Below are 26,087 nucleotides of genomic sequence, written 5' to 3' on the forward strand. Positions count from 1 at the left end.
GCTATTCCGCTTCGATGCCCTTGGACGCGGTGGCCCAGAGCTTTCGGTCGGCCTGGCCCTTGGAGGCCAGCAGTTCCGCGGCGCCGGTCCACACTTCGTAGCCCTGCTCGCGCAAGCGATTGGCGATGTCCTCGCGCGCCATGGCCTTGTGCGCGGCTGCATTCAGGCGGGCGACCAGCGCCGGGTCCATGCGCGCGGGGCCATAGAGGCCGAACCAGCCGCCCACGTCATACCCGGCCACGCCGGATTCGATCATGGTCGGCACCTCGGGCAGCATGCGGTTGCGCTGACGCGATGTGACCGCCAGCGCGCGCAGCTTGCCCGACTGGATGAACGGCCGCGAGGTGGCGATGATGTCGAACATCATCGTCACGGTGCCGCCCATCACATCGGCCAGCGCGGGCGCGCTCCCTTTGTACGGCACATGCGTCAGCTGCACGCCGGTCATCTTCTCGAGCAGCGCCCCGCTCAGGTGGTTCGAGGCGCCGATGCCGGCCGAGCCGTAGAACACCTTGCCCGGCCGCGCCTTCGCGTAGGCCAGCAGTTCGGCCACGCTGTGCACCGGCAGGTCCTTGTTGACCACGAGCACATTGGTGTAGTCCACCAGCGGCGCAATGGGCGTCAGGTCCTTCATCGGGTCAAAGGGCATCTTGCGCTGGATGTTCGGGTTGATGGTGATCGTCGGACTCGCCCCGAAGAACAGCATCGCGGCATCCGGCACAGCCTTGGCGACCGCATCGCCGCCCACCGAACCGCTGGCACCCGGCCGGTTTTCCACGATGACCTGCGTGCCGAGCTCCTGGCCCAATGCGGGCGCGAGCAGGCGCGCCGCGCCGTCCACCGGGCCGCCCGCGGAATAGCCGACCACCAGCTTGATGAGTGGCGGCAGCTGCGGTTGCTGCTGCGCGAAGGCACGCGAAGGCAGTGCGGCCAGCAGTGCGCTGCCTGCCAGCGCGGTGGCGGCTTGCCGCCGTGTGATGTCCGTGGTTTCCATTGGCTTGTCTCCTGTTGTTTATTTCTTGGGCGAACGCAACCGGCTCAAACAGGCAGATCGAGCACCTGCCGCGCGAGGATGTTTCGCTGGATCTCGTTGGTGCCGCCGTAGATCATTGCGGCCGTCGAGCCGATCAACGGCGACAGCACGTTGAAGGTCTGTCCGTCGAGCACCTGGTCGCCGGCCACCGCGCCCTGTTCTTCGCCGGCCTCGATCAGCAATGCGCCGATGCGGTGGTAGGTTTCGCTGGCCCAGATCTTCAGCAGCGACACCGATGCGGGCAGCGGCTTGCCCGCTCGCACGATGTCGGCAAAGCCGGTGTAGGCGGCCGACAGGTCGAGCACGTCGAGCCGAAGTGCCGCGAAGCGCTGCGCGAACACCGGGTCTGCAAAGAGGCGCCGCGCCTGTGCAAGCCGCGCTAGTTGGCCGAGCGCGTACTGCGACTGCTTGGGGCTGCCGAGAAAGATGCGCTCAAAGCCCAGCAGCGCCTTGGCAATGGTCCAGCCGCCGTGCAGCTTGCCAACCAGGTTTTCGGCCGGCACGCGCACATTGTCGAAAAACACCTCGCAGAACTCGGGCTCGCCTGAAAGCGTGTGAATCGGCCGCACCGTGATGCCCGGCGTGCGCAGGTCGCACAGCAAAAAGCTGATGCCCTCCTGCTTGCGCGCCGCCTTGTCGGTGCGCACGAGCATGAAGATGTGGTTGGCGTCCTGCGCCAGCGTGGTCCAGATCTTCTGGCCGTTGACGATGAAGTGGTCGCCCTCTGCATCGCGCCCCTCCACGGCCTCGGTGCGCAGCCCGGCCAGGTCGGAGCCGGCGTTGGGCTCCGAATAGCCCTGGCACCACACATGCTCGCCGCTCAATATGCGCGGCAGAAAGCGGCCTTGCTGCTCGGGCGTGCCGTGCTGGATCAACAGCGGCCCGATCATCACGATGCCCTGGTCGGGCGTGCGGGCCACGCCGTACTGCTCGAGCTCCTCGATCCACGCAATGAGCTTGTCGGCGGGCAGGCCCATGCCGCCATGCGCCTGCGGCCAGGCCGGCGCGATCCAGCCTTGTTCGGAGAGGGTGAGATACCAATCGCGTATCTCGCTCCAGCGGGCCCGATGCGAAAGGTAGCGCAGCTGCTGCGGGTAGCGCTGCTGCAGAAAGCCGCGCACCATGCGGCGGAAATCCGCCTCGGGCATCTCGCTCCAATCGGCAGTGCGCGGAAACTCGCCCTCCCATTCGGCTGCGCCCGTTCGTGTTTCCCCGCCTTCGGCCAACGTGGCATGGCGGCGCTGGTGCGCAGCGGCATTGCCGAGCCACGCCGAAAGGCACAGCGTGCGCTTGTAATACAGGCTCAGGTCGCACTCCTGCGTGTAGCCGATCGCGCCATGCAACTGCACCGCCGCACGCGAGACCTGCAGCGCCGCGGCGGTACAGCGGGCGTTCACGCGGCTGGCCTCGGCTTCGAGCCGGTCGGCCGCGAGCCCCTGGCTGGCGAGCGACAGCACTTCCGCCAGGGTGGCTTGCGCCACTTCGAGGTGAATGAACATGTCCACGCAGCGGTGCTGCAGCGCCTGAAAGCTGCCGATGGGCTTGCCGAACTGCGAGCGGGTGCGCAGGTACGCCAGCGTCTGCGTGAGCATGGCCTGCCCCACGCCCAGCAGTTCGGCGGCCTGCAGGATCTGGCCGGCAGCCAGCGCATGGCGCAGCGCATCTTGCGCGGCGGGGCCTTCCGCCAGCACTGCTTCGGGTGGCAGCTCCACCTGCTCGAAGCGCAGGCTCGCGGCCTGGCTTCCGTCCACCAGCGGCATCAGGGTTTCGCTCACGCCGGCCGTGCCGCGCGGCACCCACAGCAGCACCGCGTCGTCGCTGCCCCGCGCCGACACCAGCCAGCCGCTGGCCGCCGCGCCGGGCAGCACCATGAGTTTCTCGCCCTGCAGCAGCACGCCGCCCGCATGGCCCGCGCGCGGCTCGCAGCCGCAGGCGAGCGGCACGGCGCTCAAGTCGCCCGCGCTCTCCTGCCAGGCCAGTGCGGGCAGGGTGCGGCCGGCCGCCAGCTCGGCAAGCAGCGTTTGCGCGTTCTGCGATTCGAGCCGCGCCAGCAGCAGCGCGCTGAGACCCGCCACCGCCAGCAGCGGTTCGGGCGCGACGTGCTCGCCGGCCGCCCGCAATATTTGCGCGGCACCGGTGAGGCCCAGGGCCAGGCCGCCGGCCGATTCAGGCGCGAGCATGCCGGTCCAACCCAGCTCGGCGAGCGCGCTCCAGCCTTGCGCCTCGTCGGCATCGAGGTGTTCCATGCGCTCGCGCCGGCGCTCGATGGAACGGCTGCGAACGAAGTAGTCGAGCGCGGCTTCGCGTATTGCGGAGAGTGATTCGGTGTCCATCACCGCAGCGTGACAGAACACCCCCTCGCGCGGCATTTGCATTTGCCGAAGGGAGGGTTTCGCAATCACAGAACCGCCTCGCGCGGGAGAGGCATAGATTCGGTGGATGAACAGCAGCAACGACACCCGTTTTTCCGACATCCGCGACGCCGTGCGCGACCTGTGCGCGCAGTTTCCCAACGAGTATTTCCGCAAGGTCGACGAAGCGCGCGGCTACCCCGCCGAATTCGTCGATGCGCTCACCAAGGCCGGCTGGATGGCCGCGCTCATTCCGCAGGAGTACGGCGGCTCGGGCCTGGGGCTCACCGAAGCCTCGGTGATCATGGAAGAAATCAACCGCTGCGGCGGCAATTCGGGCGCCTGCCACGGCCAGATGTACAACATGGGCACGCTGCTGCGGCACGGCAGCGAGGCGCAAAAGCGCAACTACCTGCCGCGCATTGCCACCGGCGAGCTGCGGCTGCAGTCGATGGGCGTGACCGAGCCCAGCACGGGCACCGACACCACCAAGATCAAGACCACGGCCGTGAAGAAGGGCGACCGGTACGTGATCAACGGCCAGAAGGTGTGGATCTCGCGCATCCAGCACTCGGACCTGATGATCCTGCTGGCGCGCACCACGCCGCTGGCGGACGTGAAGAAGAAGTCCGAAGGCATGTCGATCTTCATCGTCGACCTGCGGGAAGCCGTCGGCAACGGCATGACGGTGCGGCCCATCCTGAACATGGTGAACCACGAGACCAACGAACTCTTCTTCGAAAACCTCGAGATCCCGGCCGAGAACCTGATCGGCGAAGAGGGCCAGGGCTTCAAGTACATCCTCGACGGCCTCAATGCCGAGCGCACGCTGATTGCGGCGGAATGCATCGGCGACGGCTATTGGTTCATCGACAAGGTCACGGCATACACGAAAGAGCGCGTGGTGTTCGGGCGGCCCATCGGCCAGAACCAGGGCGTGCAGTTCCCGATTGCCGAGGCCTTCATCGAAATCGAAGCCGCCAACCTCATGCGCTATGAAGCCTGCCGCCTGTTCGATGCGCGCGAGCCCTGCGGCGCGCAGGCCAACATGGCGAAGTACCTGGCGGCCAAGGCAAGCTGGGAGGCCGCCAACGCCTGCCTGCAGTTCCATGGCGGCTTCGGGTTTGCGTGCGAATACGACATCGAGCGCAAGTTCCGCGAGACGCGGCTCTACCAGGTCGCGCCAATCTCGACCAACCTCATCCTGAGCTACGTGGCGGAGCACATGCTCGGCTTGCCCCGCTCGTTCTGAAGGAACTGATCCAATGACCGACTCGAACCACCCGAGCAAAGTGCTCGCCACCTTTGCCGCCGAACTGCAGTTCGCGGACATTCCCGCGCCCGTGCTGCGCCGCACCGAAGACCTGATGCTCGACTGGCTCGGTTCAGTGCTCGCGGCCCGCACCGCGCGGCCGGTGCGCTCCATCGAACGCTTCGCGCAGATGATGGGCCCCGCCGAAGGGCCGAGCGAAATACTCACCTCGCGCCGCACCAGCTCGCCGGTGTTTGCGGCGCTGGTCAACGCCGCGGCCTCGCACTACGTGGAACAGGACGACGTGCACAACGGCTCGGTGTTCCACCCCGCCGCGGTGGTCATCGCACCGGCGCTGGCCGTGGCGCAGAGCATCGGCGCGACCGGCGCGCAGTTGCTGGCGGCCGTGGTCGCGGGCTACGAGGTCGGCATCCGCGTGGGCGAATTCCTGGGCCGCTCGCACTACACGACCTTTCACACCACGGCCACGGCGGGCACGCTGGCGGCGGCCGCCGCGGTGGGCAGCCTGCTGAAGCTCACGCCGCAGCAGATGCTGCACGCCTTCGGCTCGGCCGGTACGCAATCGGCGGGGGTGTGGGAGTTTCTGCGCGATGCGGCCGACTCCAAGCAGTTGCACTGCGCGCATGCGGCAGCCAGCGGGCTCATGTCGGCCTATCTTGCGCAGGACGGCTTCACGGGCGCCGCCAAGGTGCTCGAAGGGGCGCAGGGCCTTGGCGTGGGCATGTCGAGCGACGCCGATCCGGCACGGCTTACCGACCGCCTCGGCACGCGCTGGGCACTGGCAGAAACCTCGTTCAAGTACCACGCCTCGTGCCGCCACACCCATCCCGCGGCCGATGCGCTGCTGCAGGTGATGACGCAACACGGCCTCAAGCCCGACGACGTGGCCCGCGTGACCGCGCACGTGCACCAGGGCGCCATCGACGTGCTGGGCCGCGTCACGGTGCCGGCCACGGTGCACCAGGGCAAGTTCTCTATGGGCACGGTGCTTGGCCTGATTGCGGTGCACGGCCGCGCCGGGCTGGGCGAATTCGACCGCGACTTTCTCGCGCCCGAGGTGACCGCGTTCCGCGAGAAGGTGGCAATGGAACTCGATGCCGAAGTCGATACCGCCTACCCCGCGCGCTGGATCGGCAAGCTGAGCGTGCAGACCCGCGACGGCCACACGCTGCAGGGCCGAGTGGACGAGCCCAAGGGCGACCCGGGCAACACGCTGAGCCGCGCCGAGATCGAAGACAAGATGCAGCGCCTTGCGCACTACGGCGAGGGTGCCACGGCCGAAGAAGCCAAGGCGCTGTGCGAGCGCATCTGGCAGCTCGAAACCGCGCCGCGCATCGGCCGCTGGCTCGGCTGAGGGCCCCCTCCGTATCTTTGTCTGGCCCTCAGGCCTCGGCGAAGAGCCGGCCCTGCCCGGCCGAGCGCGCATCGAGGCCCGCGGTGCGCACCAGGTCCCAGAAGCCGGCGGGCGAACTCGACACCACCGGCACCTGCAACCGCGCTTCCACTTCGCGCACCGCATCGAGCGTGACCAGCCCGCCGCATGAGATGAGAATGCCGTCCGCCCCGGGCTCAGCATCGAACACCCGCAGGCACAGGTCGACCAGCACCTGCGTGGGCACCTGGCCCACCGCCTGCACGTCCGAAATGGCCAGGCCCTGGAGCGCCAGCAGCTCGAAGCCGCTCTGCTCGAGGTAGCGCCGCAGATGTGCGTTGACCTCGTCGATGTAGGCGGTGGCTACCGCCACGCGCCGCACGCCCAGCTGGCGCAGCGCGCCGACGATGGCGTTGCTCATGGTGGTGCAGGGCAAGCCGGTCGCCCGTGCCATCTCGGCCTGCAGTTGCGCATTGAAATCTGCCCCGCGAAAAAAACTCAACGAGGTGCCCATGAGCGAGACCGCGGAAACGCCCTCTGCCTTGAGCGCCACCGCCTTCTCCACCACCGAATCGATCACCTCGGTGTATCCGCGCGTCGAGATTTCGCCGAGGCCCAGGCCGAGCGCGCTGAAGCGGATGCGCTCGCCGTACAGCAGCGGGCCATCGACCGGCACGGCGCCGGCCGCTGGCGGCACGATCAGGCCAAGGTGCGGCAGCGGTGCCATCTACTTGCCCTCCGCCACGATGTTCTGCTCGGCAATGATGCGCTGCCAGCGCCTGGTTTCTTCGGCCATGTCCTTGCCGAGCTGCGCCGGTGTGGCGTAGGCGCGCAGCGTGCCTTGCGCAGCGGCGGCGGCGCCCGCCTCGGGCGTGCCGAGTACCGTCTTTACGGCGACCGAGAGCTTGTCGACGATCTCGTCGGGCGTGCCGGAGGGCGCAAGCACAAAGATCCGCGGTGCCACGTCGAAGCCCGGCAGCGCATCGGCCAGCGGCGGCACGCTCTCGGCGCCTTCGAGCCGCGCGGTGTTCATGAGCGCAATGGCGCGCAGCTTGCCGGCCTTGGCTTGCGCCATGCCGGCCGTGGCGCTGACCACGCCAATGGGCACCTGCCCGCCGACCACGTCGGGCACGATCTGCGCGGCGCCGCGGTAAGGCACGTGCACCACGTTGCTCCCGCTCGATTGCTTCAGCATCTCGAAGCCCAGGTGCTGCACCGTGCCGACGCCCGAGGTGGCGAACGAATAGCGCCCGGGGTTGGCCTTGAGCTCCTTCACCAGCTCGGCCGGCGTCTTGGCCGGAAAGTCGTTGCCCGTGACGATCATCAGCGGCGAGACGAAAGCGCCCGCCACCGGCTTGAAGCTGGTGAGCGGATCGAGCCCGATCTTCGGCTGCAGCAGCTTGGCGATGAGCAAGGCGCTGTCGCCCATCATGAGTGTGTAGCCGTCGGGCGGCGCCTTGGCGACGAACTCGGCTGCAATCAGCCCGGTGGCGCCGGTGCGGTTGTCGATCATCACTTGCTGACCCAGGACCGCTGAAAGCCGCGTTCCGAGCAGGCGTGCGACCGCATCGACACCGCCGCCGGCCGAGTAGCCGACCACGAGGCGAATCGGCTTGTCAGGGTAGCTTTGGGCCCACGCGGCGGGCGCGGCAAACAGGCCCGCCAGGCCCAGTGCCATGGCAGCACGCAGCGCCTCGCGGCGTGCAGGGCGAACAATATCTCTGGCTTTCATCGTGTCTCCAATAGTCATCGGTCGGTGGCCGTCTGCGCGGCTCATTCAAGCGCACCCCGAGGGGCGTTCGTTTCTAGGCTTTGCCCTTGCCGTGAGAAGTGGGCAGCTTCGCGAGTTCGCGCACCCGCTCCGCATTGGGCGCGAAGCCCAGGCCCGGGGTCTCTGGCAGATGCAGCCAGCCGTCTTGCGGTACCGGCAGGCCGTCGAAGATCTGCTTGAGCATCTGCACCGCCACGTAGTGGTATTCGGCCATGCCGCCGTTCGAAACACCCGCATGCAGGTGCATGTTGTGAAAGGGCCAGGCGCCGCCGTTGTCGATCGGCACGTTGAAGGCCTGCGCCATGCCCGCGATCTTCAGGCACTGCGAATAGCCGCCCGAGATGGTCACGTTGGGCTGCAGCACGTCGGCCGCCTGGTTCACCAGCAGGTCGCGAAAGCGGAAGGCCAGGCCCTCGTTCTGCCCGCAGGCCAGCGGAATGCTGGTGCGCGAGCGCAGCTGGGCCATCTGGCGCACGTCGTTCTGCGTGAGCGGCTCCTCGAAGAAGCTGATGCCGTAGGGCTCGATGCGGCGCGCGAGCTCGGTCGCGTGGAACAGGTCGAGGCCGCAGTTGGCATCGACATACAGCTTGACCTCGGGGCCAACCGCCTCGCGCACGGCGGCCACGCGGCGCACGTCTTCCGCAATGACCTCGTCGATGGGCCGCGGCTCGTCGCGCCGCGCGAGCGCATGGCCGCCAACAGTCATCTTCAATCGCTGGAAGCCTTGTGAAACCCAGAGCTTGGCGGCGGCGGCGAGCTGGTCGCGCTCGAAGAAGCCGAAGCCGAAGGTCGCATAGACCGGCACTTTCGAACGGGCACCGCCCAGCAGGCGCCAAAGCGGCTGGCCGAGTGCCTTGCCCTTCAGGTCCCACAGCGCGATGTCGAGCGCGGCGATGGTGTGGCTTGCATAGCCGGTCTGGCCGCGGGGGGAGAGCAGCCAGTAGAGCTTCTCCCACAGCCGCTCGGTGGCCATCGGGTCTTCGCCGACGAGCGCCGGGCCGGCCACCTCGCGCACGGCGGCGGCAATGATCTCTTCTTCGGTGATGGCGGTCATGCCGTGGCCGACAAGGCCGGTGTCGGTCTCGATCTCGGTCAGGCACAGGGAGAGCGAGGTCTGCTTGTTCAGCCCCAGCACGTCGATGGTGACAGGAATGTTCAGCGGCGTGGCGCTGACGCGGGTGATCTTCAAGAATGTCTCCTTTGCTTGCGGTTGCACCACCATTCTTGGCGCGCAGGCTGCGGGGAACAATTCGTTTTTGGCGGACACGAGCCTTCGCGCCGCGCGAAGGCCCGGGCTCAGTCGGGCCGGCCCAGATGCTCCAGCACCGAGCGCGCTGCCGCGGTCAGGTCTTGCTGCCGCCGCACGCACAGAAGATGGCGCCGCACCGCCCACGGAGCATCGAGCTTCAGGCAGCGCAGCTTCAATATCTGCAGCTGCGGGAGGATGGCCGCATAGGGCAGCACGCCGATGCCCACGCCCTGCTCCACCATGCGGCAGACCATGTCGAAGCTGCCCACCTGCATGCGCACCTTGAGCGGCATCTGCGCCTCCAGCGCCGCGTTCAGCAGCACGCGGTGCAGCGCCGTGCCTTCGCGCACCACGATATGGTCGTGCCTCAGCACCTCATCGACGCCGATACGCTTGCGCCTGGCCAGCGGATGGTCGCGCGCCACCACCACGGCGAGCTCATCGCTGCGGTAGGGCAGGCATTCGAGCGTTTCGGCGGGCGTGTGGCCTTCGATGACCCCGATGTCGGCCAGGCCGGCCTGCACCGCCTTCACAACCTCGGTGCTGGCGCGCTCCTGCAGGTCGATCTTGAGCACGGGATGAAGCCGCAGGAACGAGCCGATCTGCGCAGGCAGGAACTGCGCAATGGTGGACGCGTTGGCCGTGATGCTCACCACGCCCGCCACGCCATTCTGAAAGTCGTCGAGCTCCGCGCCCAACCGGTCCATGGCCGACAGCACGGCGCGCGCATGCAGCAGCAGACCGTGGCCGGCTGAGGTGAGCGTGACACCGCGCGCATGGCGCACCAGCAGGGGCAGCCGCGCGCGGGCCTCGAGATCGGAGATGCGCTTGCTCGCGGCTGCCAGCGCAATATGGCAGCGCTTGGCCCCTTCGCTGATGCTGCCGTGATCGGCCACGGCCACGAACAGGCGCAGCGACTTCAGGTCGGCGGACATGGCTGCACGCCTTTTTGTTCAGGACATGACGAGGTGATCGAACAGCTCGCGCGCCGAAGCGGGCAGTTGCTCGCGGTCGCGTGCAATCAGCTTGAGTTCACGCTCCGCCCATGCATCGCTGAGCGCGACGGTAGAGATCTGCATCGCCATCGACAGCCGCTGCGCCGATGAAGCCGGCAGCACGCCGACGCCCACGCCCGCTTCGATCATCAGGCAGATGGCTTCGAAGCTGCTGACCTGGATGCGCGGGTTGAAGCCGCGGCCGGCCAGTTCGGCGCGGCGCTGCAGAAAGCGGTGGATGGCGCTGCCGTGGTGCAGGCCCACGTGCTGCTCGTCGAGCGTATCGGCAAAGGCCACCGAGAGCGCTCCTGCCAGGTGATGCGTCTTGGGCACCACCAGCACGAGCTGGTTGCTGCCGAAGGGGCGCGCATCGAATTCGCCGGTGTGCACATCGCCCGCCAGAATGCCGATGTCTGCCTCGCCGTCGGCCACCGCGCGAACGATCTCTTCGCTCAGGTATTCACGCAGATCGACCTGCACCGCCGGATGCTGCGTGAGAAAACCCGCGAGCTTCTGCGGCAGGTATTCGGTGATCGACGTGGTGTTGGCGAACACGCGCACGTGGCCCTTGATGCCTTTGCCGAAGTCCTGCATGTCGCAGCGCAGGTGCTCCATCTGCTGCATCACGCGCTTGGCGTGATAGAGCACCGCTTGTCCCGCGGCCGTCAGGCTCACGCCCTGCGCGCTGCGGTGCAGCAGCTTGCCGCCCACGGCCTCTTCCATCTGCTTGATGCGGGTGGAGGCCGCCGCGAGCGAGATGCAGGCTTTCTCGGCGCCGCGGGTGAGGCTGCGCGCGTCCGCCACGTAGACGAACAGTTTCAGGTCGAACAGGTCGAAATGCAGGTTCACCGGACAAGCGCGCCAAGAAGGAAAGAAGCGTGCATTGTCGGGCGAATGGCGCTGTATGCGCCCTTCTCGGGGTTTGACCTCAGACCGGGTCCCAGCTGAACACGTCCGCCGAGCGGTCCAGCGGATAGAAGCTCGCGCGCATGGCGGGCATGGCGTGCTCGGCAATGCTCTCGGGCGTCCAGCCTTCGGAGCGGTGAATGGAGCGCACCGGCCGCGGCTGGCTGATGAGCGAAATTTCGTTGTTGCGCACCGCAAATATCTGGCCGTTGACCGCGCCGGCCGCATCGCTCGCAAGGTACACCGCAAGCGGTGCCACCTTGGCGGGCGTCATCTGCTTGATCTTGTCGACACGGGCGCGCTGCTCGTCGGTGTCTGTGGGAATGGCGCCGATCATGCGGCTCCATGCGAAGGGCGCAATGCAGTTGGAGCGCACGTTGAACTTGAGCATGTCGAGTGCAATCGACTTCGACAGTGCCGCGATCCCGAGCTTGGCCGCCGCGTAGTTGGCTTGGCCGTAGTTGCCGATGAGGCCCGAGGTCGAGGTCATGTGCACCATGGCGCCGGAGTTCTGCTCCTTGAAGTGCGTGGCCGCCGCGCGGCTCACGTAGTAGGCGCCGTAGAGGTGCACCTTTATCACGGCGTCCCATTCGTCGACCGACATCTTGTGGAAGAAGCGGTCGCGCAGGATGCCGGCGTTGTTGACCACGGCGTCGACGCGGCCGAAGCTCTCGACCGCGCATTCGACGATGCGCGCCGCACTGGCCGCTTCGGCCACGCTGTCGGTGTTGGGCACGGCCTTGCCACCAGCGGCACGGATTTCGTCGACCACCTGGTGCGCAGGGCCTGCGCTGCTTGCCGCGCCGCCGCCTCCGGCGTCGAGTGCCCCGTCGAGCGCGGCGCCGATGTCGTTGACCACCACCTTGGCGCCGCTCTTCGCCATTGCAAGCGCAATGTCGCGTCCGATACCGCCGCCCGCGCCGGTGACAACGACCACTTTTCCTTCAACCATGTGTGTCTGCTCCGGAAATCCGCCCGCAGTTCACGGGCAGTTCCAGAATGCCACAGGGGGCGGCTGGCGAGTTCCGGATTTCCGAAGAGGGGCTTCGGTGGCGCCCTCTTCGTTATTGTCGCGCGGTGCGGATGTTCGGCGGCAGCGCCTGCGGCCAGCTGGTGCGGAACGGATTGATGTCGAGCCCGCCGCGCCGCGTGTAGCGCGCATACACGGCGAGCTTGGTCGGTTTGCAGCGGTTCCAGATGTCCGTGAAGATGCGCTCGGCGCACGGCTCGTGAAACTCGTTGTGGTTGCGAAAGCTCACGATGTACGCCAGCAGGCCGGCCTGGTCGATGGCGGGGCCGCTGTAGCGGATCTGCACGCTGCCCCAGTCGGGCTGGCCGGTGACGAGGCAGTTGCTCTTGAGCAGGCGGCTGGTGAGCGTTTCATTCACCGGCGGCTGGGTGGTGTCGCTCGACAGCAGCTCGGGCGCGGGCTGGTAGTGGGTGCACTCGATGTCGAGCCGGTCGAGGTCGAGCCCGTCGAGTTCATGCACCGGCTCGCGGTCAAACATGTCGGGCGCGAGCAGCTTCACGCCAATGCCGGCGGATTGGCCGCTGCCGCGCCAGAGCGCCTCGGTCAGGTCGGCGCGCATGAGGTCGCGCACGGCGTCGATGCTTGCAAAAGCGGTGCTGTTGAAGCTGTTGAGGTACAGCTTGAACGACTTGCTCTCGATGATGTTGGGCGTTTCGCAGGGAATGGTGAAGTGCGCGATGGCCAGCTGCGGCTTGCCGCGCAGGTTGAGCCAGCTCACTTCGAACGCAGTCCAGAGATCGGCACCGAAGAAAGGCAGCGCGCCGGCGGCAATGCCCATGGCCTCGCGCTGGGTGGCGCGCGCAATCGGAAAGAGCAGCGAGGCGTCGTACTTGTCGGCGTAGTCCGAGGCGCGGCCCAGTTGCGACTGCTCGGGCGTGTTTGGGTTTGGGTTGGGGGGAATGTTGTCCAGGCTCATGGCTTGTGGTGTTCTTCGGCCGCGTGCAGGAACGGGGCAATGTGATTGACGAGGATGGCGCACACCTCGGGCGGCAGGTCGTGGCCCATGCCGGGAATGCTGACGAATTTCGAGCCCGGAATGCGCTTGGCGGTGTCTTGCCCGCAGACCATGGGCACCAGCGCATCGGCTTCGCCGTGCAGCACCAGCGTCGGGCATTTGATGCGCGGCAGCACTTCGGGCCGGCGCGAATCGGCGCCAATCGCGAGCATCTGGCGGAACATTCCGGCCGGGCGGTAGGCGCGGCGCATGCTGAAGGTAAGGCGCTCGGACAGCTCTTCGGTGCTTTGCGGGTAGGCGGGGCTCTGGATGAGCCTGAGCAGCTTGATGCTGTGCGCCACCAGCTCGGCCTCGCCGCCGCCCAGCGGACGGCGCAGCAGCATGGCGGCCACATCGCTACGGGGCCCGGGCAGGCCGCGCGCGCCGCTTGAGCTCATGATGCTCACAAGGCTGGTCACGCGGTCAGGCGCGTCGGCGGCCAGGTGCTGCGCGATCATGCCGCCCATCGAGGCGCCGATGACGTGCGCATGCTTGATGCCCAGTGCGTCGAGCACGCCGAGCGAATCGCGCGCCATGTCTTGCAGGGTGTAGGCCGAGCGCACCTGCAGGCCCAGGCGCTGGCGAATGCTCTCCCACACGATGTTGCCGGTGCCTGCATGGTCGAAACCCTGGCTCAGGCCGATGTCGCGGTTGTCATGCCGCACCACGCGAAAGCCCGCATCGACCAGCGCCTGCACAAAAGGCTGCGGCCAACCGACGAGCTGCATGCCCAGGCCCATGATGAGCAAGGCGACCGGGCGCCCTTCGCCGCCGGTGTCTTCGACCTCGATCTGCAATCCGTTGGCTTGGAGCTTCATGGGTTCGTTCTATTTGAATTCGCGTTCGCGCAGCCACTTGGTGGCCACCCATTTCTCGCCCGCGAGCACCGGTGCGCCGCCGTGCAGCGTGCGGGTGGCGGGGTCGGGTTCGTCGTAGCTGAAGAACACGCCGGTGCCACGCACGGGCGCCACTTCCAGGCCGACGTCCGGGAAGGTGGTGGCGCCGCCCTGCTCGGGCTCCTGCAGGTACATGACCAACGTGGCCACGCGCTGGCCGCCGCGCTTGAGGATGGTGGGCGTGCCGGGCTCGCCGGGATCGAAGTAGTCGTAGTGCGGGCGGTACTGCGCACCGGCTGCGTAGCGCAGGATCTGCAGGCCCTCGCCAAACTCCACCGGCCAGCGAAGCAGCGCGGCAATGCGCTGCTCGAGGCGCGCGACGATTTCGTTTTCGCCGCGCTCGAAGAACATGCCGTCGCTGGTGCGGTCGACGTTCAGCACCTCGCCGCCGGTGCGGGTTTCGACCGTGAGCGAGCGCGCAAGGCGCACGCGCGCGGCGGCAATCAGGCCTTCGCACTCCTCAGGCGACAAGAGGTTGCCGAAGACGACCACACGCGGATGCTGCATGGTGTGCAGCACCTGAACGCGGCGGTCGCCAGCGTCGATATAGAGCGGCGCGCCTTCGAGATTGGGGCCGGGCATGTCGGTGCGGCGCGGCTTGGAAACCTCCACATGCGGGAACCCGGCCTCGAGCTGCGCCAGTGCGAGGTCGGTGGCGGCGTCTTGCCAGCCGGCCGCGCGCATCGAGGCGCGCAGCGCGGGCACCGAATGTCCCGCCGCGAGCTGCGACACCAGCCATTCCCTCAGCTCGGGACTGATCGCCTGTGACATATCAAGTCTTCCTTCTGAACACCAGCTTTTCGGCCGTCGACACGCCCGCGTCGAAACCATAACCTTCGAGATCGAATTTTTCCAGCGCCTTGGGCGTGGCGGCCTTGTGCAGCACCGCCCAGCGCGCAAGCAGCCCGCGGGCGCGCTTGGCGTAGAAGCTCACGATCTTGTACCTGTCGCCCTTCCATTCCTCGAACACGCATTCGACCACGCGCGCCTTGAGCACCTTCAGGTCGACCGACCGGAAGTATTCCTGCGAGGCGACGTTGACCACCACGGGCGTGCGGTCCGCGGCCAAGCGCTCATTCAAGTGCTCTGCAATGCGCGAGCCCCAGAAGGCATACAGGTCCTTGCCGTGCTTGTTGGCAAGCGGCGTGCCCATCTCGAGCCGATAGGGCTGCAGCAGATCGAGCGGGCGCAGCAGGCCGTAGAGGCCGCTCAGGATGCAGACATGCTCCTGCGCCCACTCCAGCTGAGCGGGCGTGAGCGACCGGGCGTCGAGACCGCCGTACACGTCGCCATCGAACGCGAAGGCAGCCTGGCGGGCGTTCTTCGGCGTGCTTTTGCCGGCCCAGGCGTGATAGCGGGCCACGTTGAGGGTGGAGAGCTTGTCCGACAGGTGCATGAGCTCCGAGATCTGCTGCGGCGACTTTTCGCGCAGCAGCTTGATCAGTTCGGCCGAAGGGCCGCGGGGGGCCTCGAAATGGGGTTTGGTAGCGGGGATTTCATCGGGAACGGGCGTGTCGTAGTCGAGCGACTTCGCAGGGGAGAGCAGAAACAGCATTCGCGGAATTATCGGGCGCGCCGATGACGGGGTACCGCCCCGGTAAAATCACCGCCATTCCCACCCTGTGACCGACGGCACCCGCGGGTGCCGTTTTGCATTCTCCCCATGAGCGAATCCACCACTCCCACCGCCCAACCTGGACTGGACAGCCTGTCCAAATCGTTCGAACCCGCCGCCATCGAGGCGCACTGGGGCCCGGAGTGGGAAAAGCGCGGCTATGCCAAGGCCGGCTTCCGCGGCACCCAGCAGCCCAAGGAAGGCGCCGATTCCTTCGCCATCCAGCTGCCGCCGCCCAACGTGACGGGCACGCTGCACATGGGGCATGCGTTCAACCAGACCATCATGGACAGCCTCACGCGCTACCACCGCATGAAGGGCGACAACACGCTGTGGGTGCCGGGCACCGACCATGCGGGCATTGCAACGCAGATCGTGGTGGAGCGGCAGTTGCAGGAACAGAAGATCAGCCGCCACGACATGGGCCCCACGCCCGCCGAGGCGCGCAAGAACTTCGTTGCCAAGGTCTGGGAGTGGAAGGAAAAGAGCGGCAACACCATCACCGGCCAGATGCGCCGCATGGGCGACACGGTCGACTGGAGCCGCGAATACTTCACGATGGACGAAGACCTGTCGAAGGTGGTCACGCAAACCTTCGTCTCGCTGTATGAAGAAGGCCTGATTTACCGCGGCAAGCGCCTGGGCAACTGGGACCCGGTGCTCAAGACCTCGGTGAGCGACCTCGAAGTCGAAAGCGAAGAGGAAGACGGCTCTCTCTGGCACATTGCCTATCCGCTCGAGGACGGAAGCGGCACGCTCACCGTGGCCACCACGCGGCCCGAGACCATGCTCGGCGACACGGCCGTGATGGTCCACCCCGAAGACGAGCGCTACAAGCACCTGATCGGCCGGCGCGTGAAGCTGCCGCTGGTGGACCGGTTGATTCCCATCATTGCCGACGACTACGTGGACAAGGAATTCGGCACGGGCGTGGTCAAGGTGACCCCCGCGCACGACTACAACGACTACGCCGTCGGCCAGCGGCACAAGCTGGAGCTGATCGGCATCCTGACGCTCGACGCGACCATCAACGACAACGCGCCCGAGAAGTACCGCGGCATGGACCGCTTCGTGGCGCGCAAGGCCATCGTGGCCGACCTGGAGGCGCTCGGCCTCATGGTCGAGGTGAAGAAGCACAAGCTGATGGTGCCGCGCTGCGCACGCTCGGGCGCCATTGTCGAGCCGATGCTCACCGACCAGTGGTACGTGGCCATGACGCGCCCAGGTGCCGACGGCCAATCCATCGCGCAGAAGGCCATCGACGTGGTGAAGACCGGCGAGGTGCGCTTCGTGCCCGAGAACTGGGTCAACACCTACAACCACTGGATGGAGAACATCCAGGACTGGACCATTTCGCGCCAGCTCTGGTGGGGCCACCAGATTCCGGCCTGGTACGACGACGAAGGCAATGTGTACGTGGCGCACGACGAGGCGGAGGCGCAGGCCAAGGCACCGGGCAAGAAGCTGCGCCGCGACGAGGACGTGCTCGACACCTGGTATTCGTCGGCGCTGGTGCCCTTCTCTTCGCTCGGCTGGCCCGAGAAGACCAAGGACCTGGAGCTGTACCTGCCGTCGAGCGTGCTGGTGACGGGCTACGACATCATCTTCTTCTGGGTCGCCCGGATGATCATGATGACCAAGCACTTCACCGGCAAGGTGCCGTTCAGGGACGTGTACATCCACGGCCTTGTGCGCGATGCGCAGGGCAAGAAGATGAGCAAGTCCGAAGGCAACGTGCTCGACCCGGTCGACCTGATCGACGGCATTGCGCTGCCCGAGCTGCTCGACAAGCGCACGCAGGGCCTGCGCAAGCCCGAGACCGCGCCCGCGGTGCGCAAGAACACGCAGAAAGAATTTCCGGACGGCATTCCGGCCTTCGGCGCCGATGCGCTGCGCTTTACCTTCGCGTCGCTCGCATCGCTGGGCCGCAGCATCAACTTCGACAGCAAGCGCTGCGAGGGCTACCGCAACTTCTGCAACAAGCTCTGGAATGCCACGCGCTTCGTGCTGATGAATTGCGAGGGCCAGGATTGCGGCCTGCGCGAGCACACCAAGGAAGAGTGCGCGGTCGGCGGCCCGGCCCACGGCTACCTGAAGTTCAGCCGCGCCGACTTCTGGATCGCCTCGCAGCTGCAGCGCGTCGAAGCCGAAGTGGCCAAGGGCTTCGAGGAGTACCGGCTCGACAACGTGGCCAACGCCATCTACCAGTTTGCGTGGGACGAGTTCTGCGACTGGTACCTGGAGATTGCCAAGGTACAGATCCAGACCGGCGACGATTCGCAAAAGCGCGCCACGCGCCGCACGCTGATCCGCACGCTCGAAGCGCTGCTGCGGCTTGCGCATCCGGTGATTCCATTCATCACGGAAGAGCTGTGGCAGAAGGTCGCGCCTGTGGCCGGGCGCGAAGGCGAATCGATCATGGTGGCGGCCTATCCGAAGAGCCAGCCCGAAAAGATCGACGAGGCGGCCGAGGCGCATGTGGCGCGGCTGAAGGCGCTGGTCGATGCCTGCCGCACGCTGCGCGGCGAAATGAACGTGTCGCCCGCGGTGCGCCTGCCGCTCTATGCGGTGGCCGACGATGCCGAAGGCGCGGCGTTCCTGCGCGATGCGGCGCCGGTGCTGCAGGCGCTGGCCAAGCTCAAGGAAGTGAAGGTCTTCGACGACGAGGCTTCGTGGTCGGCGGCGGCCGAAGCGGCGCCGGTGGCCGTGGTCGGCACGGCGCGCCTGTGCCTGCATATGGAAATCGACAAAGCCGCCGAACGTGCGCGCATCGGCAAGGAAATTGCTCGCATCGAGGGCGAGATCCTCAAGGTGAACAGCAAACTGGGAAATGAAGCCTTTGTAGCTAAGGCGCCGCCCGCCGTGATCGAGCAGGAACGCAAACGTCTGGCTGACTTCACGGCCATGCTGGAGCGGTTGGGCGAACAGCTTAGGCGCCTCGGCTGACACACATGGATCGGGCCTGGGTTTAGCATGGCAACGGCGGCTTTTTGTGCCGCCGTTGACTGTAAAACCTTTTTCTTCAACCGAACGAACCGACGCTCAATCTGTCCATGCCCACTCCCTCGACACGCATCCGCAAGGCCGTATTTCCTGTTGCAGGTTTCGGCACCCGCTTTCTGCCCGCCACCAAGGCGCAGCCAAAGGAAATGCTGCCGGTTGTCGACAAGCCACTCATCCAATATGCGGTTGAGGAAGCCTACGCGGCGGGCATTCGCGACATGATTTTCGTAACTGGCCGAAACAAACGTGCCATCGAAGACCACTACGACACCGCCTACGAACTCGAGAGCCAACTCGAGGCCAGCGGCAAGCACGCATTGCTCGAAATTGCACGCTCCGTCATGCCCGACGACATGACCTGCTCCTACGTGCGCCAACCGCGCATGCTGGGCCTCGGCCATGCGGTGCTGTGCGCCGAACACCTGGTCGGCAACGAACCCTTTGCCGTGCTGCTGGCCGACGACTTGATGGTCGGCCCAGTAGGCGGTGCACCGGTGCTCGCGCAGATGACGGCTGCCTTCGGCAAGCTGGGCGCCTCGGTGCTGGCAGTGCAGGAAGTGCCGCTCGAGCAGGTGAAGCGCTACGGCATCGTGGCCGGCGAATCCATCGGCGACGATCTCGTGAAGGTCGACCGCATGATCGAGAAGCCATCGCCGGACAAGGCACCTTCGCGCCTCGGCGTGGCGGGCCGCTACATCCTCACGCCGGGTGTGTTCGACGAGATCCGCAACCAGCCCAAGGGCGCGGGCGGAGAGATCCAGCTCACCGACGGCATTGCGTCGTTGATGAAGAAGGAATCGGTCTACGCCTATGCCTACAAGGGCATCCGCTACGACTGCGGCAGCAAGGAAGGCTTTCTGCAGGCCTCGGTGGAGCTTGCGCTGGCGCACCCCGAAGTGGGCGCACAGTTCCGCGAATACCTGAAGAGCCTGGAGCTCTGAAAGAAAGAAAAAAGAAAAGGCCCCGCGGGGCCTTTTCTTTTGCCGGTCAGTTTTTGCTGCTGCTCAGCGCCTTTTCAGCACGTGGATGAAATCGCTGCCGACGGTCTGCTGCTCGACCAGTTCGTTGCCTGTCTGGCGCGAAAAAGCCTGAAAGTCGCGCAGCGAGCCCGGGTCGGTCGACACCACCTTCAGCAACTGGCCGCTGGCCATGTCATTGAGCGATTTCTTTGCCTTGAGGATGGGCAGCGGGCAGTTCAGGCCCCGCGTGTCGAGTTCGCGATCAATTTGCATGCTTCGGCTCCTCGGGCGGCAAGTTCAGGCCGCGCCGCCGCTCTTCGTTTTCCGCCGCTGTAAAGAACACCGGCTCGTGTCCTCGCGTGCGCAGCCAGTCGGCCAGCGCGTAGCCGGTGCCGGCGGGCCAGCACTTGAGATCGGGCAAGTCATAGAGACGATAGTCCAGCAGCTCGGGCGAGAGCTTCACCTCACCGTCGGCCACCACGTGATACGCGATGATGATCTGGTTCATGCGCTGGAAGTCGTACGCGCCCACGAGCTTGGTCGCGCTCACGTCGAGGTTGGTTTCTTCCTTCACCTCGCGCGCAATGCCTTCCTCAGGCGTTTCGCCGGCCTCCATGAAGCCGGTGATCAGCGCGTACATCTTCACCGGCCAGGCGGCGTTTCGCGCCAGCAGCACCTGGCCGCGGTATTCGACGATGGCCGCGAGCACGGGCGTGGGGTTGTTCCAGTGGGTGTGGCCGCAGTTGGGGCAACGCAGGCGCTCCTTGGCGCCGCCGTCTTCCATCAACGCGATCCATTCGAGCGGCGTGGCGCAGGCCTGGCAAAACTTGGGATGGGGCATGGACTTCTGTCAAGCGGGGAACACGCCGGTCGAAAGATAACGGTCGCCGCGGTCGCACACGACGAACACGATGGTGGCGTTTTCGACCGTCTTGGCGACCTCGAGCGCCACCCACAGCGCGCCGGCGGCGGAAATGCCGCCGAAGATGCCCTCTTCGCGCGCCAGGCGCCGGCACATTTCTTCGGCGTTGTCCTGACTCACGCTGATCTCTTCATCGACCCGGCTCGCGTCGTAGATCTTGGGCAGGTATTCGGTCGGCCATTTGCGAATGCCCGGAATGCGCGAGCCCTCGGCCGGCTGCGCACCGATGATGCGGACCGCGGGGTTCTTTTCCTTGAGGAAGCGCGAGACGCCGGTGATGGTGCCGGTGGTGCCCATGGCGCTCACGAAATGCGTGATCTTGCCCTTGGTGTCGGCCCAGATTTCGGGGCCGGTGGTCTCATAGTGGATGCGCGGGTTGTCGGCGTTGGCAAACTGGTCGAGTACCCGGCCCTTGCCCTGCGCCACCATCTGCTCGGCGAGGTCTCGCGCGTATTCCATGCCGCCGCTCTTGGGCGTGAGCACCAGCTCGGCGCCGAAGGCCTTCATGGTCTGCGCGCGTTCCACGGACAAGTCCTCCGGCATGATCAGCACCATGCGGTAGCCCTTGATGGCCGCCGCCATGGCCAGCGCAATGCCGGTGTTGCCCGAAGTGGCTTCGATCAGCGTGTCGCCAGGCTTGATTTCGCCGCGCTCCTCGGCGCGCTTGATCATCGAGAGAGCGGGCCGGTCTTTGACCGAACCCGCGGGATTGTTGCCTTCCAGCTTGCCGAGGATCACGTTGCCGCGCTTGGCGTTTTCGGCGGCATCGATGCGTTGCAGTGCCACCAAGGGGGTATTGCCGATGGCGTCTTCGATCGTCGGATAATTCATGGCAACGTCCGCATGGCCGTCCAAAGGACGTTGAGCGCCCCCTCGGGGGGCAGCGAATACACGAAGTGATGAGCGTGGGGGCAATTCATATTCCCACTGTGCCATAATTTTGGGCTTCGTTCAGAACCCTGCCCGGGTGGTGAAATTGGTAGACGCAGGGGACTCAAAATCCCCCACCGAAAGGTGTGCCGGTTCGATTCCGGCCCCGGGCACCACATTTTTGACCGGCATTCAGGCCGCCTCGCGCAGCCCCGTATGCACCGTCGGGTGCGCAAGCCGCACGCGCAGTTCGCGCTTGAGCCGGGTGTTGTCCAGCCGGCGCGATTCCCCCATGAAACTCAGCAATTGCAGTGGCAGCTGGCGCTCGGCTTCGTCGCGTGCCACGCGCGGCGGGCGGGGCATGCCGTACATGTCGGCGGCCAGGTCGATGTAGTCGCCCATGCGCAGCTCGGTGTCGTCGGCGGCATGCACGATGCGCTGCGGCCGGCCGCGGAACAGCGCCGCCACGCAGGCGCGCGCAAGATCGTCGGCATGAATGTGGCTGGTGAACACGTCGTCCTCCCGCCGCAGCACGGGCGTGCCGCGCTGCAAACGCTGGCGCGGTGTGCCGCCCTCCCGGTCGGGCGCGTAGATGCCTGGAATGCGCAGGATGCTTGCGCGCACGCCCGCGCTGCGGCCGAGCCAGCGCACGGCGCGCTCGGCGTCCACGCGGCGGTGGGCACGGGGCGTGTCGGGCCGCACGGTGCGTGTTTCGCTCACGCGCGCACCGCCGCAGTCGCCGTAAACCCCGCTGGTGGAGCCATAGACGAATGCAAGCGGCGTGGACCGCAGTCGCAGTGCACGCGCCAGCGCGGTGGTGCGCTGGTCGCGCCACCAGGCCGCTCCGCCGTCGCGGGCGGGTGGGGCCAGGTGCAGCACACGGCTGGCCACGCCAGCCAGCCGGCGAAGCGTGGCCGGGTCGTCGAGATTGCCCACGAGCGGGCGGATGCCGGCCGCCCGCAGCGCCTGCACCCGCTCGGCCGACGAAGTGAGTGCCACCAGCTGCATGCGGCCGCGCAGATCGCGCGCCACGCGCTGGCCGACGTCCCCGCAACCGACGATAAGCAGGCGCTCGCGGCGGAAGCGCGCCGGCAGCGCGCCGGAAGGGCTATTGATTGAAGGCAAAATCCGGGTTCCTTTCCCTTTTTCTCTTTTCTGCTCCAGGCTGAAACAAGCCGAAGAATACCGATGACTGTTGCAGCGCCGCATGACGCGGGCTTTTCCATCACCGTCGAGCCCAGCGGGCGGCATTTTGTGGTGCATGGCGACGAAACCATTCTCGCGGCCGGCATCCGGCAAGGCATTGGCCTCCCCTATGGCTGCAAGGACGGCGCCTGCGGCTCTTGCAAGTGCAAGAAGCTCTCGGGCGAGGTGGAGCTGGGCCCGCACCAGAGCAAGGCCCTGAGCGCCGAGGAGCAGCTGGCGGGCTTCGTGCTGACCTGCTGCGCCCATGCCAAGAGCGACGTGGTGCTCGAGTCGCGCCAGGTCACGGAAGCCGGTGCTTTTCCGATCCGCAAGATGCCCGTGCGGGTGCTGGCGCTCACGCGCCTGTCGCACGACGTGATGAAGCTGCGCCTGCAGCTGCCGGCCGGGGAGCCGCTGCAATTCCATGCCGGCCAGTACGTGGAGTTCATCTTGCGCGACGGCGCGCGCCGCAGCTATTCGATGGCCAATGCGCCGCACACGCTGGGCGAACCCGGCACGGGCATCGAACTGCACCTACGGCATTTGCCGGGCGGCAAGTTCACCGACCACGTGTTCGGCGTGATGAAGGAAAAGGAGATCCTTCGCATCGAAGGCCCTTACGGTAGTTTTTTCCTGCGCGAAGACTCCAGCAAGCCGATGATCCTGCTGGCCTCCGGCACGGGCTTCGCGCCCATCAAGGCGCTGCTCGAACACATGAAGTTCAAGGGCATCGACCGGCCAGCCACACTCTATTGGGGCGGCCGCCGCCCCGAAGACCTGTACATGGACGCCTGGCTGCGCGAGCAACTCGCGGAAATGCCGAACCTGCGCTACGTGCCGGTCGTGTCCAACGCCACGCCCGAAGACAACTGGACCGGCCGCACGGGCTTCGTGCACCGCGCGGTGCTGGAAGACTTTGCCGACCTCTCGGGTCACCAGGTGTACGCCTGCGGCGCGCCGATCGTGGTCGATTCGGCCAAGCGCGACTACGTGGCGCTGGCCGGCCTGCCCGAAGAAGAGTTCTTTGCCGACGCGTTCACCACCGAGGCCGACAAGGCGCTGCCCTGATCAGCCTGCCTCCCTTCGACAACACAGAAAAATGAAAACGAGACACTTCCTCATCACCCTGCTCGCAAGCGCCGCCGCACTGCTTGCCACCGGCCATGCCGCGGCGCAGCAGCAGCGTCCCATTCGCCTTGTGGTGCCGTACGCCGCCGGCGGCCCCATCGACGTGACCGCCCGAATCCTGGCCGAGCGCGTGAAGGACAGCCTGGGCACGGTCATCATCGACAACAAGCCGGGCGCGGGCGGCAACATCGGCGCCGACGCGGTGGCCAAGGCCGCGCCTGACGGGCTCACGATCGGGATTGCGGCCACGGCCACGCATGCGGTCAATCCGTGGCTCTACAGCAAGATTCCGTTCAACGCGGCCAGCGACTTCGCGCCCATCACGCAGATGGTGCGCGTACCCAATGTGCTGGTGATGAACGCTGAAACAGCGCAGCGCCTGAAGATCAACACCGTGGCCGACCTGATCCGCTACGCCAAGGCCAACCCGGCCAAGCTCAACTACGGCAGCGGCGGCAACGGCAGCGCCGGGCACCTGGCGGGCGAGCTGTTCAAGAAGCAGGCTGGCATCTTTGCGCTGCACATTCCGTACAACGGCGGCAATCCGGCGCAGCTGGCCCTGCTGTCGGGCCAGGTCGACTTCAACTTCGACAACCTTGCCACGGCGGCACCGAACATCCGCTCGGGCAAGCTCAAGGCCATTGCCGTCACCACCTTGCAGCGCAGCAGCGCCATGCCAGACGTGCCGCCCGTGGCCGACACGCTCAAGGGCTTTTCGATCGACACCTGGTGGGGGCTGGTGGCGCCCGCCGGCACGCCGCACGACGTGCTTGCAAAGCTCAATCAGGCCTTTGTGGCGGCGCTGAATGCACCGGAAACGAAGACCCGTTTTGCCACCCTGCTGGCCGAACCGGTGGCCAGCTCGCCGGAGCAGTTCGGCGCGTTCATGAAGAGCGAGCTCTCCAAGTACGAAGCCGTGGTGAAGGCCACCGGCGCAAGGGTCGATTGACCCTCGCGGCCCTTGCGGGCTATTCGCCCAGGTAAGCGGCCCGCACGCGCGGGTCGCGCAGCAGTTCTTTCGCGTCGCCGGTCATGGTGATGAGCCCCGACTCCATCACGTAGCCGCGGTCGGCCAGCTGCAGTGCGCGGTTGGCGTTCTGCTCCACCAGCAGAATGGTCACGCCCTGCGCGGCCACGGTCTGCACCACCTCGAAGATCTTGTCGCACATGATGGGCGACAGGCCCATGGTGGGCTCGTCGAGCAGCAGCACCTTGGGGCGCGCCATGAGCGCGCGGCCCATGGCCAGCATCTGCTGTTCGCCGCCCGACATGGTGCCCGCGAGCTGGTCCTTGCGCTCGCGCAGGCGCGGGAAGGTCACGAACACGCGCTCCATGTCGCTGGCGATCTCGGCCTTGTCCTTGCGGATGTAGGCCCCGATCTGCAGGTTTTCGGTGATCGTCATGCGCGTGAACACGCCGCGGCCTTCGGGCACCATCACGAGGCCCTCGCTGACCAGATCCCACGCCCCGCGGCCCTTGATGTTGCGGCCCAGGAATTCGATGCTGCCGGCGCCCGCTGGCAGCGTGCCGGTGATCGCCTTCATGGTGGTGGTCTTGCCGGCCCCGTTGGAGCCGATGAGCGACACCAGTTCGCCTTCATGAACCTCGAAGTCGACGCCCTTCACGGCCTGGATGCCGCCGTAGCCGACCTTCAGGCCGCTGACCTTGAGCAGCGTCTTGCCGGGAGCATTGGCAGCGGTCTTCGGCGGGGTGGCGGTGGTTGTTTCTTCTGCGCTCGTCATCGTCGTCATTTCAGTGTCCTCCGGTGCCGAGGTAAGCCTCGATCACCTTCTCGTTCTTCTGCACGTCGTAGGGCGTGCCTTCGGCAATCTGCTTGCCGTAGTCGAGCACGGTGACGCGGTCGCACAGGCCCATGATGAGCTTGACGTCGTGTTCGATGATCAGGATGGTGCGGTCGTCCTTGCGGATGCGGTCGATCAGTTCGCGCAGCAGCACCTTCTCGGTCGAGTTCATGCCGGCGGCGGGCTCGTCGAGCGCGATGAGCTGCGGGTCGGTGGCCAGTGCGCGCGCAATTTCGAGCCGGCGCTGGTCGCCGTACGAGAGCGTGCGCGCCTTGTAGTCGGCAAACTTGCCGATGCCCACGTAGTCGAGCAGCTCCTGTGCGCGGTCGGCAATGGCCTTTTCCTCAGCCTTGAACGAACGCGTGCGCAGCATGGCGCCGAACACGCCCGAATGGGTGCGGATGTGGCGGCCGACCATGACGTTCTCGAGCGCCGTCATTTCGGAGAACAGGCGAATGTTCTGGAAGGTGCGCGCAATGCCCGCCTTGGCCACTTCATGCACGGCCGTGGGCTGGTAGGGCTTGCCGGCCAGTTCGAAGCTGCCGCTGTCGGGCGTGTAGAGCCCGGTGATCACATTGAAGAACGTGGTCTTGCCGGCGCCGTTGGGGCCGATGAGCCCATAGACCTGGCCGCGCTTGATGGTGATGCCGACGTCGGAAAGTGCCTGCAGGCCGCCGAAGCGCTTGGAAATTCCGCGAACGTCGAGGATGGTGTCTGTCGTCATGTTGATTGT

General features: G+C 66.4%; 24 protein-coding genes and 1 tRNA gene. 7 read left to right on the plus strand and 18 right to left on the minus strand.

Translation table 11 applies throughout. From position 1 onward, the window contains the following. Position 1: 1 nt before the first annotated feature. Positions 2–994: a Bug family tripartite tricarboxylate transporter substrate binding protein gene (locus tag V9L20_RS04415; protein WP_337295631.1), complete on the minus strand. Its 993-nt coding sequence runs from the start codon at positions 992–994 to the stop codon at positions 2–4. 44 nt (positions 995–1,038) lie between these two features. After that, entirely contained in the window at positions 1,039–3,366 is a 2,328-nt protein-coding gene (locus tag V9L20_RS04420; RefSeq protein ID WP_337295632.1) for an acyl-CoA dehydrogenase, read from the minus strand. 106 nt (positions 3,367–3,472) lie between these two features. On the opposite strand from V9L20_RS04420, the gene V9L20_RS04425 reads away from it, so the two are divergent. Both V9L20_RS04425 and V9L20_RS04430 read left to right on the plus strand, forming a co-directional pair. Then, positions 3,473–4,636: an acyl-CoA dehydrogenase family protein gene (locus V9L20_RS04425; RefSeq protein ID WP_337295633.1), complete on the plus strand. Its 1,164-nt coding sequence runs from the start codon at positions 3,473–3,475 to the stop codon at positions 4,634–4,636. Positions 4,637–4,649: 13 nt separating this feature from the next. Continuing rightward, positions 4,650–6,011 (plus strand): MmgE/PrpD family protein, encoded by a 1,362-nt coding sequence (locus V9L20_RS04430; RefSeq protein WP_337295634.1) that lies wholly within the window; start codon positions 4,650–4,652, stop codon positions 6,009–6,011. Positions 6,012–6,039: 28 nt separating this feature from the next. On the opposite strand, the gene V9L20_RS04435 is transcribed toward V9L20_RS04430, so the two are convergent. The 10 genes from V9L20_RS04435 to yaaA all read right to left on the minus strand — a co-directional run bounded on the left by V9L20_RS04435 (position 6,040) and on the right by yaaA (position 15,425). Beyond that, the gene (locus tag V9L20_RS04435; protein ID WP_337295635.1) at positions 6,040–6,756 is read right to left on the minus strand and encodes an aspartate/glutamate racemase family protein; all 717 of its coding nucleotides are present in this window, start codon (positions 6,754–6,756) and stop codon (positions 6,040–6,042) included. Next, positions 6,757–7,761, minus strand: coding sequence for a Bug family tripartite tricarboxylate transporter substrate binding protein (locus V9L20_RS04440; RefSeq protein WP_337295636.1), 1,005 nt, complete (start codon positions 7,759–7,761; stop codon positions 6,757–6,759). Positions 7,762–7,834: 73 nt separating this feature from the next. Then, complete coding sequence (locus V9L20_RS04445; protein WP_337295637.1) at positions 7,835–8,989, minus strand: mandelate racemase/muconate lactonizing enzyme family protein; 1,155 nt, start codon at positions 8,987–8,989, stop codon at positions 7,835–7,837. Between the two features lie 107 nt (positions 8,990–9,096). Next, complete coding sequence (locus V9L20_RS04450) at positions 9,097–9,984, minus strand: LysR family transcriptional regulator (RefSeq protein ID WP_258504600.1); 888 nt, start codon at positions 9,982–9,984, stop codon at positions 9,097–9,099. Between the two features lie 18 nt (positions 9,985–10,002). Then, positions 10,003–10,893 (minus strand): LysR substrate-binding domain-containing protein, encoded by an 891-nt coding sequence (locus V9L20_RS04455; protein ID WP_337295638.1) that lies wholly within the window; start codon positions 10,891–10,893, stop codon positions 10,003–10,005. Between the two features lie 79 nt (positions 10,894–10,972). Beyond that, the gene (locus V9L20_RS04460) at positions 10,973–11,902 is read right to left on the minus strand and encodes an SDR family NAD(P)-dependent oxidoreductase (protein ID WP_337295639.1); all 930 of its coding nucleotides are present in this window, start codon (positions 11,900–11,902) and stop codon (positions 10,973–10,975) included. A gap of 112 nt (positions 11,903–12,014) precedes the next feature. Beyond that, a complete protein-coding gene (gene queF / locus V9L20_RS04465; RefSeq protein WP_337295640.1) occupies positions 12,015–12,896 on the minus strand; it encodes an NADPH-dependent 7-cyano-7-deazaguanine reductase QueF in 882 nt (293 codons plus the stop codon). Continuing rightward, entirely contained in the window at positions 12,893–13,792 is a 900-nt protein-coding gene (locus V9L20_RS04470; RefSeq protein WP_337295641.1) for an alpha/beta fold hydrolase, read from the minus strand. The genes queF and V9L20_RS04470 overlap by 4 nt, the downstream gene beginning before the upstream one ends. Before the next feature lie 9 nt (positions 13,793–13,801). Continuing rightward, positions 13,802–14,641: a 2OG-Fe(II) oxygenase gene (locus V9L20_RS04475; RefSeq protein WP_337295642.1), complete on the minus strand. Its 840-nt coding sequence runs from the start codon at positions 14,639–14,641 to the stop codon at positions 13,802–13,804. Between the two features lies 1 nt (position 14,642). Continuing rightward, on the minus strand, positions 14,643–15,425 hold the full coding sequence (gene yaaA, locus V9L20_RS04480) for a peroxide stress protein YaaA (RefSeq protein ID WP_337295643.1): 783 nt from the start codon (positions 15,423–15,425) through the stop codon (positions 14,643–14,645). A gap of 108 nt (positions 15,426–15,533) precedes the next feature. Here yaaA and V9L20_RS04485 point away from each other — a divergent pair, with 108 nt between their 5' ends. Together V9L20_RS04485 and galU are read left to right on the plus strand one after the other, a co-directional pair. Beyond that, a complete protein-coding gene (locus V9L20_RS04485; RefSeq protein ID WP_337295644.1) occupies positions 15,534–18,431 on the plus strand; it encodes a valine--tRNA ligase in 2,898 nt (965 codons plus the stop codon). Positions 18,432–18,538: 107 nt separating this feature from the next. Further along, on the plus strand, positions 18,539–19,429 hold the full coding sequence (gene galU, locus V9L20_RS04490) for a UTP--glucose-1-phosphate uridylyltransferase GalU (RefSeq protein WP_337295645.1): 891 nt from the start codon (positions 18,539–18,541) through the stop codon (positions 19,427–19,429). 63 nt (positions 19,430–19,492) lie between these two features. Here galU and V9L20_RS04495 read toward each other — a convergent pair whose 3' ends face one another. The 3 genes from V9L20_RS04495 to cysM are packed head-to-tail and all read right to left on the minus strand — an operon-like array spanning position 19,493 to position 21,200. Continuing rightward, on the minus strand, positions 19,493–19,720 hold the full coding sequence (locus V9L20_RS04495) for a sulfurtransferase TusA family protein (protein WP_126745659.1): 228 nt from the start codon (positions 19,718–19,720) through the stop codon (positions 19,493–19,495). After that, complete coding sequence (locus tag V9L20_RS04500; RefSeq protein WP_126745658.1) at positions 19,710–20,288, minus strand: NUDIX domain-containing protein; 579 nt, start codon at positions 20,286–20,288, stop codon at positions 19,710–19,712. The genes V9L20_RS04495 and V9L20_RS04500 overlap by 11 nt, the downstream gene beginning before the upstream one ends. A 9-nt stretch (positions 20,289–20,297) precedes the next feature. Then, complete coding sequence (gene cysM, locus V9L20_RS04505; RefSeq protein WP_337295646.1) at positions 20,298–21,200, minus strand: cysteine synthase CysM; 903 nt, start codon at positions 21,198–21,200, stop codon at positions 20,298–20,300. Positions 21,201–21,330: 130 nt separating this feature from the next. On the opposite strand from cysM, the gene V9L20_RS04510 reads away from it, so the two are divergent. Continuing rightward, positions 21,331–21,415 (plus strand) — tRNA-Leu (locus V9L20_RS04510). A 16-nt stretch (positions 21,416–21,431) separates the two neighbouring features. Here the strand turns inward: V9L20_RS04510 and V9L20_RS04515 are convergent. Then, positions 21,432–22,364, minus strand: a complete 933-nt coding sequence (locus V9L20_RS04515) for an SDR family oxidoreductase (RefSeq protein ID WP_337295647.1) — start codon at positions 22,362–22,364, stop codon at positions 21,432–21,434. Between the two features lie 63 nt (positions 22,365–22,427). On the opposite strand from V9L20_RS04515, the gene V9L20_RS04520 reads away from it, so the two are divergent. Together V9L20_RS04520 and V9L20_RS04525 are read left to right on the plus strand one after the other, a co-directional pair. Further along, complete coding sequence (locus tag V9L20_RS04520) at positions 22,428–23,492, plus strand: CDP-6-deoxy-delta-3,4-glucoseen reductase (RefSeq protein ID WP_337295648.1); 1,065 nt, start codon at positions 22,428–22,430, stop codon at positions 23,490–23,492. Between the two features lie 31 nt (positions 23,493–23,523). Further along, positions 23,524–24,501, plus strand: a complete 978-nt coding sequence (locus V9L20_RS04525; RefSeq protein ID WP_337295649.1) for a Bug family tripartite tricarboxylate transporter substrate binding protein — start codon at positions 23,524–23,526, stop codon at positions 24,499–24,501. A 19-nt stretch (positions 24,502–24,520) separates the two neighbouring features. Here V9L20_RS04525 and V9L20_RS04530 read toward each other — a convergent pair whose 3' ends face one another. Both V9L20_RS04530 and V9L20_RS04535 read right to left on the minus strand, forming a co-directional pair. Then, positions 24,521–25,294, minus strand: a complete 774-nt coding sequence (locus V9L20_RS04530; protein WP_207309959.1) for an ABC transporter ATP-binding protein — start codon at positions 25,292–25,294, stop codon at positions 24,521–24,523. Between the two features lie 10 nt (positions 25,295–25,304). Continuing rightward, positions 25,305–26,078, minus strand: a complete 774-nt coding sequence (locus tag V9L20_RS04535) for an ABC transporter ATP-binding protein (RefSeq protein ID WP_124957304.1) — start codon at positions 26,076–26,078, stop codon at positions 25,305–25,307. Positions 26,079–26,087 lie beyond the last annotated feature (9 nt).

Source organism: Variovorax sp. CCNWLW225, from assembly GCF_037204045.1.
Classification (GTDB): Bacteria; Pseudomonadota; Gammaproteobacteria; order Burkholderiales; family Burkholderiaceae_C; genus Variovorax.

Bases quoted from the DNA above. Each gene is read 5' to 3' on its own strand.
- V9L20_RS04460 (WP_337295639.1), bottom strand. From the start codon at position 11,902: ATGGTTGAAGGAAAAGTGGTCGTTGTCACCGGCGCGGGCGGCGGTATC.
- V9L20_RS04525 (WP_337295649.1), top strand. From the start codon at position 23,524: ATGAAAACGAGACACTTCCTCATCACCCTGCTCGCAAGCGCCGCCGCA.
- V9L20_RS04450 (WP_258504600.1), bottom strand. From the start codon at position 9,984: ATGTCCGCCGACCTGAAGTCGCTGCGCCTGTTCGTGGCCGTGGCCGAT.
- V9L20_RS04415 (WP_337295631.1), bottom strand. From the start codon at position 994: ATGGAAACCACGGACATCACACGGCGGCAAGCCGCCACCGCGCTGGCA.
- V9L20_RS04435 (WP_337295635.1), bottom strand. From the start codon at position 6,756: ATGGCACCGCTGCCGCACCTTGGCCTGATCGTGCCGCCAGCGGCCGGC.
- V9L20_RS04500 (WP_126745658.1), bottom strand. From the start codon at position 20,288: ATGCCCCATCCCAAGTTTTGCCAGGCCTGCGCCACGCCGCTCGAATGG.
- V9L20_RS04430 (WP_337295634.1), top strand. From the start codon at position 4,650: ATGACCGACTCGAACCACCCGAGCAAAGTGCTCGCCACCTTTGCCGCC.
- queF (WP_337295640.1), bottom strand. From the start codon at position 12,896: ATGAGCCTGGACAACATTCCCCCCAACCCAAACCCAAACACGCCCGAG.
- V9L20_RS04520 (WP_337295648.1), top strand. From the start codon at position 22,428: ATGACTGTTGCAGCGCCGCATGACGCGGGCTTTTCCATCACCGTCGAG.
- V9L20_RS04530 (WP_207309959.1), bottom strand. From the start codon at position 25,294: ATGACGAGCGCAGAAGAAACAACCACCGCCACCCCGCCGAAGACCGCT.
- V9L20_RS04485 (WP_337295644.1), top strand. From the start codon at position 15,534: ATGAGCGAATCCACCACTCCCACCGCCCAACCTGGACTGGACAGCCTG.
- V9L20_RS04440 (WP_337295636.1), bottom strand. From the start codon at position 7,761: ATGAAAGCCAGAGATATTGTTCGCCCTGCACGCCGCGAGGCGCTGCGT.
- yaaA (WP_337295643.1), bottom strand. From the start codon at position 15,425: ATGCTGTTTCTGCTCTCCCCTGCGAAGTCGCTCGACTACGACACGCCC.
- V9L20_RS04420 (WP_337295632.1), bottom strand. From the start codon at position 3,366: ATGGACACCGAATCACTCTCCGCAATACGCGAAGCCGCGCTCGACTAC.
- galU (WP_337295645.1), top strand. From the start codon at position 18,539: ATGCCCACTCCCTCGACACGCATCCGCAAGGCCGTATTTCCTGTTGCA.
- V9L20_RS04535 (WP_124957304.1), bottom strand. From the start codon at position 26,078: ATGACGACAGACACCATCCTCGACGTTCGCGGAATTTCCAAGCGCTTC.
- cysM (WP_337295646.1), bottom strand. From the start codon at position 21,200: ATGAATTATCCGACGATCGAAGACGCCATCGGCAATACCCCCTTGGTG.
- V9L20_RS04425 (WP_337295633.1), top strand. From the start codon at position 3,473: ATGAACAGCAGCAACGACACCCGTTTTTCCGACATCCGCGACGCCGTG.
- V9L20_RS04470 (WP_337295641.1), bottom strand. From the start codon at position 13,792: ATGAAGCTCCAAGCCAACGGATTGCAGATCGAGGTCGAAGACACCGGC.
- V9L20_RS04495 (WP_126745659.1), bottom strand. From the start codon at position 19,720: ATGCAAATTGATCGCGAACTCGACACGCGGGGCCTGAACTGCCCGCTG.
- V9L20_RS04475 (WP_337295642.1), bottom strand. From the start codon at position 14,641: ATGTCACAGGCGATCAGTCCCGAGCTGAGGGAATGGCTGGTGTCGCAG.